General features: G+C 61.9%; 3 protein-coding genes. All 3 read left to right on the forward strand.

What is annotated here, in order from left to right; translation table 11 throughout:
* Nucleotides 1-23: 23 nt before the first annotated feature.
* The 3 genes from ACZRJ6_RS23295 to ACZRJ6_RS23305 all read left to right on the forward strand — a co-directional run bounded on the left by ACZRJ6_RS23295 (nt 24) and on the right by ACZRJ6_RS23305 (nt 16,679).
* Complete coding sequence (locus tag ACZRJ6_RS23295) at nt 24-782, forward strand: thioesterase II family protein (protein ID WP_463970230.1); 759 nt, start codon at nt 24-26, stop codon at nt 780-782.
* Between the two features lie 69 nt (nt 783-851).
* On the forward strand, nt 852-13,799 hold the full coding sequence (locus ACZRJ6_RS23300) for a non-ribosomal peptide synthetase (protein ID WP_463970229.1): 12,948 nt from the start codon (nt 852-854) through the stop codon (nt 13,797-13,799).
* Nucleotides 13,800-13,955: 156 nt separating this feature from the next.
* Nucleotides 13,956-16,679 carry a hypothetical protein gene (locus ACZRJ6_RS23305; RefSeq protein WP_463970228.1) on the forward strand — a complete coding sequence of 908 codons (2,724 nt, stop codon included), beginning with the start codon at nt 13,956-13,958 and terminating at the stop codon, nt 16,677-16,679.
* Nucleotides 16,680-16,701: the final 22 nt, after the last annotated feature.

Raw genomic sequence — 16,701 nt, forward strand, 5'->3', positions numbered from 1 at the left:
GTTCCAGGTAGGGGTGGTCTGAAATGAGCACGCCGAGTCGATTGCGCCTGTTTTGCCTGCCTTATTCAGGCGCCAGCGCCATGGTCTACAGCCGCTGGCGCAGGGCATTGCCGGATTGGTTGCAGGTTTGTCCGCTGGAGCTGCCGGGTCGCGGCATGCGCATGGATGAGCCGTTGCAACGCGATATCAAGGCCCTGGCCGCGCAACTGGCCGATGAAATCAGCACCGAACTCGATGGCCCCTACGCCTTGTTTGGCCACAGCCTCGGCGGCCTGCTGGCGTTCGAGTTGGCCCATGCCCTGCACATGCGTGGGTTACCACAGCCGCTGGCGCTGTTTGCATCCGGTACTGCTGGCCCGGCCCATCGCGATGTCAGCGAATACGCCGTCGAGAAAACCGACGAAGAACTGATCGCCCGCTTGCGTGAACTCAAGGGCACGGCAGAAGACGTCCTCGCGAACCACGAGCTGATGCAGTTGATGCTGCCGATCCTGCGGGCCGACTTTCTCCTCTGTGGCAGTTTCCAGTACGGCGAGCGCGAGCCGTTGTCGATGCCGATCCATGTGTTTGGCGGCAAACAGGACAGCGTGCGTGCCGAGCAACTGCTGGACTGGCAGGAAGACACCGCCACCGGTTTTTCCCTGGACATGTTTGAGGGCCATCACTTCTTCCTCGTGCAGCAGCAAGACAGCGTGTTGCGCTGCCTCAGGCGTTATGCCGACGAACACTTGGCCCGCTGGCGCAATGGCGCGGCGCGGCATTTGGCCCAGGCGACCGGCTGAAAAAGCCATTGCCTCCCTGGCCACACATTCCCTCGATTTCCCCGTAAGCCGATTTCAGGCAGGAACCCCATGATGGACGCCTTCGAACTTCCTCGTACCCTGGTCCAGTCCCTCCAGCATCGTGCCGCGCAGACCCCGGATCAACTGGCCCTGCGTTTTCTGGCCGAGTCCGCCGAGCAAAACGTCGTCCTCAGTTACCGCGACCTGGACCTGCGTGCCCGCACCATCGCCGCCGCCTTGCAGGCCACGGCGGGCCAGGGCGACCGTGCGGTGCTGTTGTTCCCCAGCGGTGCGGATTATGTCGCGGCGTTTTTCGGCTGCCTGTACGCCGGGGTGATCGCGGTGCCGGCCTATCCGCCGGAGTCCACCCGTCGTCATCACCAGGAGCGGCTGCTGTCGATCATCGCTGACGCTGAGCCACGGTTGTTGCTGACCACCACGGGCCTGCGCGATTCGCTGGCGCAGATAAATGCAGCACCGTCGTTGCTGTGTGTCGATGATTTGGATAGCGGGATCGCTGACCGCTGGATCGCCCCGAACCTGGCAGGCGATGACATCGCCTTCCTGCAATACACCTCCGGCTCCACGGCGCTGCCCAAGGGCGTGCAAGTTACCCATGGCAACCTGGTAGCCAACGAACTGCTGATTCGTCGCGGTTTTGGCATTGATCTCAATCCCGACGATGTGATCGTCAGTTGGCTGCCGCTGTACCACGACATGGGCCTGATTGGCGGCCTGCTGCAACCGATCTTCAGCGGTGTGCCTTGCGTGTTGATGTCGCCGGCCTACTTCCTCGGCCGGCCCTTGCGCTGGCTGGAAGCGATCAGCGAGTACGGCGGCACTATCAGTGGCGGGCCGGATTTTGCCTACCGCTTGTGCAGCGAGCGGGTCAGCGATTCGGCCCTGGAACGCCTGGACTTGAGCAAATGGCGTGTGGCCTATTCCGGCTCCGAGCCGATCCGCCTGGACACCCTGGAACGTTTCGCCGAGAAGTTCGCACCCTGCGGTTTTACCCCGAATAATTTCTTCGCTTCCTATGGTCTGGCCGAAGCGACTCTGTTTGTCGCTGGCAGCACTCGTGGCCAAGGCATCCCGGCCTTGCGCCTGGACGAACAGGCGTTGGCCGCCAACCGCGCCGAGCCGGGGCCTGGCTGCGCGATCATGAGTTGCGGCACCAGCCAGCCCGAACACGCGGTGCTGATTGCCGACCCGCAGACCCTGGCGGAACTGGCCGACAATGCCGTCGGCGAAATCTGGGCCGCTGGCCCGAGCATCGCCCACGGCTACTGGCGCAACCCCGAGGCCACCGCCGAGACCTTCGTCCAGCACGCCGGCCGCACCTGGCTGCGTACCGGCGACCTGGGCTTTATCCGCGATGGCGAGGTGTTCATCACCGGTCGCTTGAAAGACCTGCTGATCGTGCGTGGCCACAACCTCTACCCCCAGGACATTGAACAAACCATCGAGCGCGAAGTGGAAGTGGTGCGCAAGGGCCGGGTCGCCGCTTTTGCAGTCAATGACCAGGGCCTGGAAGGTATCGGCATTGCCGCCGAAATCAGCCGCAGCGTGCAAAAAATCCTGGCGCCTGAAGCGCTGATCAAGGTCATCCGCCAAGCCGTGGCCGAGGCCTATCAGCAAGCGCCGTGCGTAGTGGTATTGCTCAACCCTGGTGCATTGCCGAAAACCTCCAGCGGCAAAGTCCAGCGGTCCGCCTGCCGTAATCGCCTGGCCGATGGCAGCCTCGACAGCTACGCGCAGTTCCCGCAGTTGCACGCGCAAACAAGCGATAGCGCCCGCCTGGAATCCGAGTTGCAAGGCCGCATTGCCGCCATCTGGTGCGAACAGTTACAGGTGGCTCAGGTTGGCGCCGATGATCACTTCTTCCTGCTGGGCGGCAACTCCATCAGCGCCACCCAGGTGGTCGCCCGCCTGCGGGAAAGCCTGGGCCTGGAATTGAACCTGCGCCTGCTGTTCGAAGCGCCGACCCTCGCTACCTTCGCTGCCAGTGTTGCGCAGTTGCAACAGGACGGCGGAGTGGCCCAAGGCTTGATCCATGCGTTGTCGCGCCAGGACGACCTGCCGCAATCCCTGGCGCAAAACCGCCTGTGGATCACCTGGCAACTGGACCCGCAGAGCCGCGCCTATACGATTCCCGGCGCCTTGCGCTTGCGCGGGGCGTTGGATGAAGACGCGGTACGCGCCAGCTTTCAGCAGTTGATCCAGCGCCACGAAGCCCTGCGCACGCGCTTCTTTGAACGTGACGGCCAGGCGTTCCAACGAATCGACGCCACCACGGCTTTCGAGCTGCAAGTCATCGACCTCAGCGACCTGCCTGCCTTTGAGCGCGAAGCCCGCGCCCAGCAAATCCGCGAAGACGAAGCCCGTACCCAGTTCGATCTGGAGAAAGGTCCGCTGCTGTGGGTGACCTTGGTGCGCTTCGACGATGAAGACCACCAACTGCTGGTGACGATGCACCACATCATCGCCGACGGCTGGTCGCTCAACGTGCTGATCGACGAATTCTCACGCCTGTATGCTGCCGCGTCTCAGGGACAAACCATCGAACTGCCGGCCCTGGCCTTGCAGTACGCCGACTACGGCAGCTGGCAGCGCCAATGGCTGGCGGAGGGCGAAGGTCAGCGGCAGTTGGCCTATTGGAAGGAACAGTTGGGCGACGAGCATCCGACCTTGAGCCTGGCCACAGATCATCCGCGCTCGGCCCAACAACATCGCAGCGCATCACGCCACAGTGTGCGGTTGGGCGCGAGCCTGGGCGAAGCGATTCGCCAGACCGCCCAGGCCCATGAATCCACGCCGTTCATGCTGTTGCTGGCGGCATTCCAGAGCCTGCTGCACCGCTACAGCGGCCAGCGCGACATCCGCATCGGCGTGCCCAACGCCAACCGTGGGCGCCAGGAAACCCAAGGCCTGATCGGCTTCTTTATCAACACCCTTGTACTGCGCGCCGAGCTGGACGCGCGTCTGCCGTTCAGCGAGCTGTTGGCGGCAACCCGTCATGCCGCCCTGGGCGCCCAGGCGCATCAGGACCTGCCGTTCGAGCAACTGCTGGAAGCGTTCCCGCAAGCCCGCGAACAAGGCCTGTTCCAGGTCATGTTCAACCACCAGCAACGCGACCTCAGTGCCTTGCGCCGTTTACCTGGCCTGCTCGCCGAGGAGTTGCCGTGGCACAGCCGCGAAGCCAAGTTCGACCTGCAACTGCACAGCGAAGAAGACCGCAACGGGCGCTTGAGCCTGTCCTTCGACTACGCCGATGAACTGTTCGATAGCGCCACGATCCAGCGGCTGGCCGAACACTTCGTCAACTTGCTGCAAGCGGTGTGCGAACAACCGCAACAGGCCATTGGTGACCTGACATTACTCAATGCCGACGAGCACGCGCAGCAACGCCAATGGAGTGAGGCGCCGTGCTTGCCGGCGCAACGCCTGCTGCCGGAGCAACTCAACCAACACACTTCGGAGCGCACCGCGCTGGTGTGGCAGGACGCCAGCCTGACCTTTGCCCAGTTGCACACCCAGGCCAACCGCCTCGCCCATTACCTGCGCGACAAAGGCGTCGGCCCCGACGTGTGTGTGGCGATTGCCGCCGAGCGCTCGCCGCAACTGCTGATCGGCCTGCTGGCGATCCTCAAGGCCGGCGGCGCCTACGTGCCGCTGGACCCGGATTACCCGGCCGAGCGCCTGGCGTACATGCTCAAGGACAGCGGCGTGCAACTGCTGCTCACGCAAACCCACTTGCTGGAACAACTGCCTGCGGCCGAGGGCGTCTGCGTCATCGCCATGGACAGCCTCAAGCTCGACAGTTGGCCGAGTCACGCGCCTGGCCTGCACCTCAATGGCGACAACCTCGCCTACGTGATCTATACCTCCGGCTCCACCGGCCAGCCCAAGGGCGTGGGCAACACCCATGCTGCCCTGGCCGAGCGTTTGCAGTGGATGCAGGCCACGTATCAACTCGACGAAACCGATGTACTGATGCAAAAGGCGCCCATCAGTTTCGACGTCTCGGTGTGGGAGTGTTTCTGGCCGTTGATCACCGGCTGCCGCCTGGTACTGGCCGGCCCCGGCGAGCATCGTGATCCTCATCGCATCGCGCAGTTGGTGCAGGAGCATGGCGTGACCACGCTGCACTTCGTGCCGCCGCTGTTGCAGCTGTTTGTCGATGAGCCGCAGGCGGGCGAATGCACCAGCTTGCGTCGGCTGTTCTCCGGCGGCGAAGCCTTGCCCGCGCAGCTGCGCAATCGGGTGTTGGCGCAATTGCCGGCGGTGCAACTGCATAACCGTTATGGCCCGACCGAAACTGCGATCAACGTCACCCACTGGCACTGCCGCGCCGAAGATGGTGAGCGTTCGCCGATTGGCCGGCCATTGGGCAACGTGATTTGCCGGGTGCTGGATGACCAGCTCAATTCGCTGCCGGTGGGTGTGCCGGGTGAGTTGTGCATCGGCGGAGTGGGTCTGGCCCGTGGTTATCTCGGCCGTGCCGGGCTGACGGCGGAACGCTTTGTCGCCGACCCGTTGGGAGAAGAGGGCGCACGCCTGTACCGCACGGGTGACCGTGTGCGCTGGAGCACCGACGGCGTGCTGGAATACCTCGGTCGTTTGGATCAGCAGGTCAAGCTGCGCGGTTTTCGCGTTGAACCGGAGGAAATCGAGGCCCGCCTGCTGGCCCTGGGCGGCATCGCCCAGGCCGTGGTGCTGGTGTGGGAAACGGCTGCCGGTGCGCAGTTGATCGGCTACTACACGGCCAGCCAACCGCTGGATGAACAGGACGTGAAGGCGGCCCTGGCTGCCGAGTTGCCGGAATATATGGTCCCGGCGCAACTGATGCGCCTGGACGCCATGCCCCTGAGCCCCAGCGGTAAAGTCGACCGCCGTGCGCTGCCGGAACCCGTCTGGCAAGTGCGTGAGCACGTCGAGCCGCAAACACCGTTTGAACAGCAAATCGCCGCTATCTGGCGCGAAGTGCTGGGCCTGCCGCGTATCGGCCTGCTGGATGATTTCTTCGCATTGGGCGGCCATTCGCTGCTGGCCACGCAGATCATCTCCCGCACCCGCCAGGCCTGCGACGTCGAGCTGCCGCTGCGCACCTTGTTCGAAGCCAGTGAACTGGGCGATTTTGCCGAACAAGTACGTTTGATCCAGGCCTCGGGGCAACGCAATCAACAGACAGCGATCGCCAAAGTCGACCGCAGCCAGCCTGTACCGTTGTCCTATTCCCAGCAGCGCATGTGGTTCCTCTGGCAGATGGAGCCGGACAGCCCGGCCTACAACGTCGGCGGTATGGCGCGGCTGCGCGGGGTGCTGGATGTCGGGCGCTTCGAGGCGGCCTTGCAGGCCTTGATCATGCGTCACGAAACCCTGCGCACCACCTTTCCGAGCATCAATGGCGTGGCGCAGCAGAAAGTCGCGGCGCAAACCGGCGTGCGCATGGACTGGCAGGATTTTTCCGTGCTGGATGAGCAAACCCGTCAGCAACGCTTGCAGCAATTGGCCGACGGCGAAGCCCACACGCCGTTCGATCTGGAAACCGGTCCGCTGCTGCGCGCCTGTCTGGTCAAGGCCGGCGAGCAGGAACACTACCTGGTGCTGACCCTGCACCATATCGTCACCGAAGGCTGGGCCATGGACATCTTTGCCCGTGAACTCAGTGCGCTTTATGAAGCCTTTATCGACGAGCGCGAATCACCCCTGGAACCGCTGCCGGTGCAGTACCTGGATTACAGTGTGTGGCAGCGCCAGTGGCTGGAGTCCGGCGAGCGCCAACGCCAGCTGGATTACTGGACCGCGCAATTGGGCACTGAACATCCGCTGTTGGAACTGCCCAGCGACCGACCACGGCCGCCAGTGCAAAGTCATCAAGGCGAGCTGTACCGTTTCGACCTCAGCGATGACCTTGCCGCCCGCGTGCGCAGCTTCAACACCGAGCGTGGCCTGACCCTGTTCATGACCATGACCGCGACCCTCGCCGTGTTGCTCTACCGCTACAGCGGCCAGACCGACCTGCGCATTGGCGCGCCGGTGGCCAACCGTATTCGTCCGGAAAGTGAAGGGCTGATCGGTGCGTTCCTCAACACTCAGGTGCTGCGTTGCCAACTCAATGGGCAGATGCGCGTCGGCGAGCTGTTCGAGCACGTGCGCCACACTGTGATCGAGGGGCAATCCCACCAGGACTTGCCGTTCGACCATCTGGTGGAAGCCCTGCAACCTCCCCGCAGTGTGGCGTACAACCCGCTGTTCCAGGTGATGTGCAACGTGCAGCGCTGGGAGTTCCAGCAAAGTCGCCAACTGGCCGCAATGACCGTCGAGTACCTGGCCAACGACGCCCGCGCCACCAAGTTCGACCTCAACCTGGAAGTCACCGACCTCGACCATCGCCTGGGTTGCTGCCTGACCTACAGCACCGACCTGTTCGACGAGCCGCGCATTGCGCGCATGGCCGAGCATTGGCGCAACTTGCTGGAAGCCTTGATTGCCGATCCTCAGCAGCGCCTGAGTGAGTTGGCGCTGCTGCAAGCCGATGAGCAACGCGCCCTGCAAGACAGCCTTGGTATTGAAGCCGGTGAACATCGCCTTGATCAATGCATTCACCATCTGTTCAGCGCACAGGCCCTGGCCCGCGGCGATGCGCCAGCGCTGACCTTTGCCGAGCAGACCTTGAGCTACGCCGAGTTGGACGGCCGCGCCAATCGCCTGGCCTGGATGCTTCGCGAGCGCGGTGTCGGCCCGCAGGTGCGGGTTGGCCTGGCGCTGCCGCGCTCCCTGGAAATGGTCATCGGCCTGCTGGCGATCCTCAAGGCCGGCGGCGCCTATGTGCCTCTGGACCCGGAATACCCGCTGGACCGCCTGCACTACATGATCGAAGACAGCGGCATTGGCTTGTTGCTCAGTGATGCGCCGATGTTCGAAGCGCTAGGCGATCTGCCCGCCAGCGTCAGCCGCTGGTGCCTGGAAGATGACCTGCCGCAATTGGCCAATTACCCCGCCAGCGAATTGCCGTCCATCAGCCTTGCGCAACATCAGGCCTACTTGATCTACACCTCCGGCTCCACTGGTAAACCCAAGGGCGTGGTGGTGTCCCACGGTGAAATCGCCATGCATTGCCAGGCGGTCATCCAGCGTTTTGGCATGCGTGCGGATGACTGTGAACTGCACTTCTATTCCATCAACTTTGACGCCGCCACCGAGCGCCTGTTGGTGCCGTTACTCAGTGGGGCGCAGGTGGTGTTGCGCGCCCAGGGCCAGTGGGATGCCGAAGAAATCTGCGGGCTGATTCGACAACATCGCATCAATATCCTTGGTTTTACTCCCAGCTACGGCAGCCAGTTGGCGCAATGGCTGGCCACGCAGAACCAGACGTTGCCGGTGCGCATGTGCATCACCGGCGGCGAAGCGCTGACCGGCGAGCACCTGCAACGCATCCGCGCTGCGTTCCAGCCGGCGCTGTTTTTCAACGCCTATGGTCCGACTGAAACGGTGGTCATGCCGTTGGCCTGCCTCGCCCCGGAGCATCTGGAAGAGGGCGCTGGCAGCGTGCCGATCGGCAGCATTATCGGTGCGCGTGTAGCCTATATTTTTGACGCCGATCTGGCGTTGGTTCCCCAGGGCGCTACCGGCGAGTTGTACATCGGCGGTGCTGGTCTGGCACAGGGTTATCACCAGCGTGCGGGAATGACAGCCGAGCGCTTTGTCGCTGATCCGTTTGCCAGTGGTGGACGTCTTTACCGCACCGGCGACCTGGTGCGCCAACGCGCCGATGGGCTGGTGGAGTATCTGGGACGTATCGACCATCAAGTGAAGATTCGTGGTTTCCGTATCGAGCTGGGGGAAATCGAAAGCCGTCTGCTGGAACACCCAGCGGTGCGTGAAACCGTGGTGCTGGCCCTGGAGTCCCCAAGCGGCAAACACCTTGTGGCCTATCTGGTCAGTGATGAGGCGGATCACAGCGCCTTGCGCGAATCCCTCAAGGCTCATCTCAAGGCGCAACTGCCCGACTACATGGTGCCGACGCACCTGATGGTGCTGGACAGCATGCCACTGACCGCCAACGGCAAACTCGACCGCCGCGCCTTGCCGCAGCCGGACCCGCAGGCCAATCGTCAACACTACGTGGCGCCGAGCAACGAGCTTGAGCTGACCCTGGCGGCGATCTGGTGCGCGGTGCTTAACGTGCAGCAGGTTGGGCTGCACGACAACTTCTTCGAGCTGGGCGGGGACTCGATCCTGTCGATCCAGGTAGTGAGCCGGGCGCGGCAGGCGGGGATTCATTTCAGCCCTCGCGATTTGTTCCAGCACCAGACCGTGCAGACCCTGGCAGCCGTCGCTATCCGATGCGAGCAGATCAGCGCCGAGCAAGGCGTGCTGGCCGGCGCCTCTGGCTTGACGCCGATCCAGCACTGGTTTTTCGATACCGAGATCCCGGCCCGCCATCACTGGAACCAGGCGTTGCTGCTGGCGCCGGTGCAGGCCCTCGACCCCCATCGCCTGGAACAGGCGCTGCTGGCGGTGCTGGAACATCACGATGCCCTGCGCCTTAGCTTCACCTGGCGCGATGCTCAGTGGCACGCCGAACACTTGGTGGTGCCGGAAGGCGGCGTGCTGTGGCTGGCTCAAGTGCCGGACATGGAGCAGTGCGCTGTGCTGTTCGCCGACGCCCAGCGCAGCCTTGACCTGGAGCACGGCCCGCTGATACGCGCCTTGCTGGTGGATGGACCGCTGGGCCAGCAACGCCTGCTGATCGCGATCCATCACCTGGTGGTGGATGGCGTGTCCTGGCGGGTGTTGCTGGAAGATCTGCAAAACGTCTATCGCCAACTGAGCGACGGCCAGTCCGTCAGCCTACCGGCCAAGACCAGTGCGTTGCGCGACTGGGCGGCTCGTTTGCAGGCCTACGCCAGCAGCGAATCCCTGCGCGAAGAGTTGAGCCTATGGCAGGAGCAGTTGGCCGGGCCGGCCGTTGAATTGCCAGTGGATCGCCCGCAAGGTTCGCTGCACAACCGCGACGCCGAGACCATCAGCGTGCGCCTGGATGCCGAGAGCACTCGGCAATTGTTGCAACAGGCACCGAGCGCCTATCGCACCCAGGTCAACGACCTGTTACTGACGGCATTGGCCCGTGTGCTGTGTCGCTGGAGCGGCCATGAATCGGCGCTGATCCAGCTGGAAGGCCACGGTCGTGAAACCCTGTTTGATGAAATCGACCTGACCCGCAGCGTTGGCTGGTTCACCAGCGCCTACCCCTTGCGCCTGACACCTGTGCAAATCGAAGAGGCCGCCGGGCAGGGCGCCTCGATCAAGGCGATCAAGGAACAACTACGTGCAGTGCCGCATAAAGGACTGGGTTATGGCGTGCTGCGCTACCTGGCGGACGACCTGTGCCGCCAGGCCATGGCCGCTTTGCCAACGGCGGCGATCACCTTCAACTACCTCGGCCAATTCGACCAGAGTTTTGATGGCGACGCGTTGTTCCTCCCGCTGGAGGAGTCTGCAGGCCCGGCCCATGATCCGGACGCGCCTTTACCCAACGAGTTGAGCGTCGACAGTCAGGTCTACGGCGGCGAGTTGGTGCTGCGCTGGACCTTCAGCCGCGAACGTCACGACAGCCAAACCATCAGCGAATTGGCGGATGCTTATCTGGGCGAGTTGCAGAGCCTGATCGAGCATTGTCTGCGCGACGATGCCGGCGGCCTCACGCCGTCCGACTTCCCGCTGGCGCACCTGACCCAATCGCAACTCGATGCACTGCCGGTGCCAGCCAGCGCCATTGAAGACGTCTACCCGCTGACGCCGATGCAGGAAGGCTTGCTGTTGCACACCCTGTTGGAACCGGGCACCGGCCTCTACTACATGCAGGACCGTTACCGCATCAACAGCGAACTGAATCCCGAGCGCTTCGCCCTGGCCTGGCAGGCAGTGATTGCCCGTCATGAAGCCTTGCGCGCCTCGTTCTGCTGGAACGTTGGCGAAGATATGTTGCAGGTGATCCACAAGCCGGGTCATACGCCCATCGAGTACCTGGACTGGAGCAATGAGCTGCAAGCTGAACAGGAGCCGCGTCTGCAAGCGCTGCTCAAAAGCGAGCGCGAAGCTGGCTTCGATCTGCTCAACCAGGCGCCTTTCCATCTGCGGCTGATCCGCGTCGGCGAGGCCCGTTACTGGTTCATGATGAGCAACCACCACATCCTGATCGATGCCTGGTGCCGCTCGTTGTTGATGAACGATTTCTTCGACATTTACACGGCGTTGGGCGAAGGCCGTGCCGCGCAACTGGCAATGCCGCCGCGCTATCGCGACTACATTGCCTGGCTGCAACGCCAGAACCTGGCCGAGGCGCGCCAATGGTGGCAGCAGAACCTGCAAGGCTTTGAACGCACCACGCCGATCCCCAGCGACCGGCCATTCCTGCGCGAGCACGCGGGCCACAGCGGTGGCATGGTGGTGGGCGACTGCTACACCCGTCTTGAGGCACGGGACGGCGCGCAACTGCGGGAGTTGGCCCAGGCTCATCAACTGACCGTCAACACTTTCGCCCAGGCGGCATGGGCTTTGGTGCTGCGGCGCTTGAGCGGGGATCGCGACGTGCTGTTTGGTGTCACCGTGGCCGGGCGCCCGGTGGACATGCCGCAGATGCAGCGCACCGTCGGCCTGTTTATCAACAGCATCGCCCTGCGGGTCAAGTTGCCCGAGGACGACCAGCCGTGCAGCGTGCGTCAATGGCTCAGCGGTTTGCTCGACAGCAATATGCAACTGCGTGAGTACGAATACCTGCCGCTGGTAACGATCCAGGAACACAGCGAATTGCCCAAGGGCCAGCCACTGTTTGACAGTTTGTTCGTGTTTGAAAACGCCCCGGTGGAAGTCTCGGTTCTGGACCGTGCACAAAGCTTGAATGCCACCTCGGATTCGGGCCGTACCCACACTAACTTCCCGCTGACGGCCGTGTGCTATCCGGGTGATGACCTGGGACTGCATCTGTCCTATGACCAGCGCTATTTCGACGAAACCACGGTGCAAGGCATGCTCGGCGAGTTCAAGCGCCTACTGCTGGCGCTGGTGCAGGGTTTCCATGGCGGCATGGCCGACCTGCCGCTGATCGGCGAACAGGAGCGCGAGTTCCTGGTGGAGGGGTGTAACCAGAGTGAGCACGACTACCCGCTGGAGCGCAGCTATGTCGAGCTGTTCGAGGCGCAGGTGGCGCAGCACCCACAGCGCATCGCCGCCAGTTGCCTGGGTCAGCAATGGAGTTACGCCGAATTGAACCGGGGCAGTAACCGCCTGGGCCATGCGCTGATTGCGGCAGGTGTCGGGCTGGATCAGCCGGTGGCGTTACTGGCCGAACGTAGCCTCGATTTGCTGGGCATGATCATTGGTAGCTTCAAGGCTGGCGCCGGTTACCTGCCGCTGGACCCGGGGCTGCCGAGCCAGCGTCTGAACCGGATCATCGACTTGAGCCGCACGCCGTTGCTGGTGTGCACTGAGGCTTGCCGTGAACAGGCGCGGGTGTTGTTGGAGGAGTTTGCCTGCACCGGGCGGCCGAAGTTGCTGGTTTGGGAGGACGTGCTTGGGTCAGAGGACAATCCCGGGATCTACAGTGCCCCGGATAACCTTGCGTATGTGATCTACACTTCAGGGTCGACCGGACTGCCGAAGGGCGTGATGGTCGAGCAGCGCGGCATGCTCAATAACCAGTTGAGCAAGGTGCCATATCTGCAACTGACTGAGGCCGATGTAATCGCGCAAACGGCCTCGCAAAGCTTCGACATCTCGGTCTGGCAGTTCCTTGCTGCGCCGTTGTTTGGCGCGCGGGTGGATATCGTGCCGAATACCATTGCCCATGACCCGCAAGGGCTGCTGGCCCATGTTCAGGCTCAGGGCATCACGGTGCTGGAAAGCGTGCCGTCGCTGATCCAGGGCATGCTCGCCCAGGAGCGCATGAGCCTGGACGGTTTGCGCTGGATGCTGCCCACCGGCGAGGCGATGCCGCCTGAATTGGCCCACCAATGGCTGCTGCGTTACCCGGATATCGGGCTGGTCAACGCCTATGGACCGGCGGAATGTTCGGATGACGTGGCGTTCTTTTGCGTCGATCTGGCTTCGACCCGTGGCACGTATCTGCCGATCGGTACACCGACCGACAACAACCGCTTGTACCTGCTGGACGGCACACTGGAGTTGGTGCCCCAAGGCGCCGTCGGTGAGTTGTGTGTGGCTGGCACCGGTGTAGGTCGCGGCTATGTCAGCGATCCATTGCGCACTGCTCAAGTGTTCGTGCCGAACCCGTTTGGTGCGGCTGGCGAGCGGTTGTATCGCACCGGCGACCTGGCACGGCGGCGCAGTGACGGCGTGTTGGAATACGTCGGGCGCATCGACCATCAAGTGAAGATTCGTGGTTACCGTATCGAACTGGGCGAAATCGAAGCCCGCCTGCACGAGCAACCAGAAGTCCGCGACGCCGCCGTTGGCGTGCAGGAAGGCGTTAACGGTAAGTATCTGGTGGGTTATCTGGTGGCAACCGACGCGGCTCTCAATTCGAATGAGCGCCTGGACCGTATCAAGCAACGCCTGCGGGCCGAGCTGCCGGAGTACATGGTGCCGCTGCATTGGCTATGGCTGGACCTTCTGCCGCTCAACGCCAACGGCAAACTCGACCGCAAGGCCTTGCCATCCCTGGAAATCGGCCAGTTGCACAGCCAGGACTACCTGGCGCCGCGCAACGAACTTGAGCAAACCCTGGCGGATATCTGGGCCCAGGTGCTGAACGTCGAGCAGGTCGGGGTGCAGGACAACTTCTTCGAGCTGGGCGGGCATTCGTTGCTGGCGACGCAAATTGCCTCGCGGGTGCAGAAGGCCCTGCAACGGGATGTGCCGCTGCGGGCGATGTTCGAATGCAGCACGGTGGAGGCGTTGGCGGGGTACATTGATGGGCTGGCGGCCAATGACATCAGTGCCGAGAAGGTGGATCGGTTGAGTGATTTGATGGCGCAGCTGGAGGGACTTTAAGGTGCTGAGGGTGCTCACCCAGGGTGATGAAAGGTGAGCGTCCGTTGGTCGGAAAGCTGTTTTTTGCCGATCAGAACTGTCAATTCTGACAGTAGGCAAGACCTGCGTTCCAAGCGTTAGATAACCGTGGTTTTCCAGCCTCCCTGATTGAGGCCGATGGTTATCTATCCCGGGACAGGAGGTCTCGTCATGGTTAAAAAAATATCCCCTAAAACTGCTCAGTCGCCTGATACAACAACCGCTGCGGTACAACCTTTCGATGTCATTCGCGAGTTACCCTACGCGACGATTCAGTACGCAGCCAATAACAGCGTGTTGTATCCAATCGACGCAATCGATGGCACCTCGGCAACCATTGCCTTTGCGGGCATGGGCGCTACACCGATTACTTTGTATTGGGCAATTAAGGGCCAGGATGAGCCTGCCTTTGAACCCATCGTGCAGGTTGGCAGTACCAGCGGCGGTATTGAAATGCCCATCCCCTGGCAATACGTAAGTACCTGTATCGGTCACACGGTATTGATCTGGTACACGGCCACCGTTGCCGGGCGGCTCCAGGAGTCGCTGGTCCTGGAGTTGGAAATTCAGGACATCAGGGAAGTGGATCTACGCGAGTCATTGCCGGTGTTTGAGCACGCCAAGCGAAATAGCCCCACAGACCCCACTGTCGTGCTGGATATGCACACTTTTAAGGGCGATGAAACCATCCGGATCAAGGCATGGCCGATGATTCAGGCTGGGCAGCGCCTGTTTGTCACCGTCGCGGGTGACCAGCACCAGGTGCCGTATCAATTTATCTGGGTGGCCTTTGACCATCTAGTGAAGACCGCTGAAGCAGATCCTGATCATATTTTCGAGTTCAGGTTGTCCCGTGGCTGGATGTCGCGACGGCAGGACTACTCCGCTCTGACTGCGCACTTGGGAGTCATTTGGGACGGCACTGAGCCGGTGCTGCCGGCGCCGGATGATCCGGTCCATGAGAACCCGCTGCCTATTAATGCTCAGGACTTTCACCTGCGTACCTCCACGCTGTTGCGAGTGGACCCTGCGCTGGACTTGCCGCCACCGCACCTTAAAGAGTCGGTGGATTGCGGTGCCGATGGTTGGCTGGTGAGCCCGGTCAACACCGTAGACGGTGCGCATCTCGTCATTGCTTACGAGGGCATGCATGCCGGGGATATTGTCTGTCCCAAGTTTATGGGGACACCGGGGCCGGGTTCGCCTGCCCTTGAGTGCCGCACCGTACAGGAAGGTGAAGCCAGCCTTGAGTTTCGGGTACCGCCTTCGGCTATCAGTGCCAATTTCGGGTTGCCGGTCACGCTGACCTATAACGTCAGCCACAGCGGTACCGGTCCGTGGCAATCACCGCCACGGGAAGTAAATATCCTGGATATCACCGGGCTGCCGACTCCGGCAGTCGAGCAGGCAACCGCAAGCACGTTGGACCTCAATACCTTTTCCGGTGATGCCGATTGCACGGTCATTCCCTGGCCTTATATCGCGCTAGGGCAGCCTTGCTGGCTGTGGGTGACAGGTGAATTGGAAGATGGCGCTGCCTACAGCTTCCAGGTGCTGGAGGGCGAGCCGGTTACCGCTGAATGGCTGGCCAGTGGTGTTAACACACCTTTGCCCCGCAGCGAGCTGCAAAAGCTGGCGGATTGCAGATCTTTCGAAGTGCATTTTTCCGTGAATTTCAATGGTCAGTCCGATAAGGCCAGTGCAAAGAAATTCCCGGCATTAACCCTGGGTATCGTCCAGGAAGACCTGGTACTCAAGGCGCCTACGGTGCGGGAAGCGGTGGGCTCGCAGTTGACGGTGTACAACGGCCGGGACGGTGTGACGGTACGGGTGGAGTACGAGCGCATCAGCCCTCATCACACGATCAGTGTGCGCTGGATCAAACCGAATGGTGAGATCCTGCCGTTGGCTTCCAAGCCGGGTAATAGTGACCCAGGTTACGTAGACTTCCCAATTCCCCGTGAGGCGGTGATTGGTGGCATCGGTAAAACGATCTTGATTAACTACACCGTCACCAGCGCCTGTAAGTTGGCGCCTTCCAAGACCCTTGCGTTGCAGATCAGTGTGCCGGTGCGCTTGCCCACGCCTGTGGTGCCGCAGGCGACTAACCGCATATTGGATTTGCGCACCTTCCCCGGGAACGCCAACATTACCGTGGAACCATGGTGGTTTATCTTGCCCGGGCAATGCGTCTGGTTGCGGGGTGTAGGGACGTTGAAAAGTGGAGGCTCCTACACGATCAATGTGTATTTGGGCAAAATCGTGATTGCCGCCGAAGTGAGCACAGGGCTGGCGGATATTTTGAGTCGGGCCCAACTTGATCTACTGGCAGATGGCAGCCTTCTGGCCTTTACCTGCAAAGTGACGGCTGATGGCAGCACTAATGAGAGTGCCGCAGTGGTATTCCCGGTACTGCAACTGACAGTGCGCTCGCCTCTCGATGACTTCACCCCGTTTACTGGCAATAACTGGAACAACTGGCGTGCCGGGCCAGCAGCCCTTGGTGAGATGAGGTACGCCACGTTCTTTGGCAAAACCTGCGTGGCCAACGGCACTGCCAGTACTGCCAGTGTGGGCGTCGTCCTTTATAAAGACTTCACGGGGCTTCAGGTCGGCGCAAGTTATGAGTTCAGCATTCTCGCATGCACATACAATGGCGCTGTTCCAATGCCAAGGTTGTCGCTGAGGACCAGCTCCGGGGTTGTTACGGGGGTCACGACCTTTTACAGCATGGGGTGGACACCGCTGAAGGGGACGTTTGTTGCAAGCGCGACATCAATGCGGCTGGAGATCTGGAGTCATGAGCCGTCAGGCATATCCGGCAACGACTATGCGATCACTGATATCCGGGTGCGTGGATAGTCGAAAGGCTGTTTTACTCTGA

The organism is Pseudomonas sp. C321 (genome assembly GCF_055407105.1).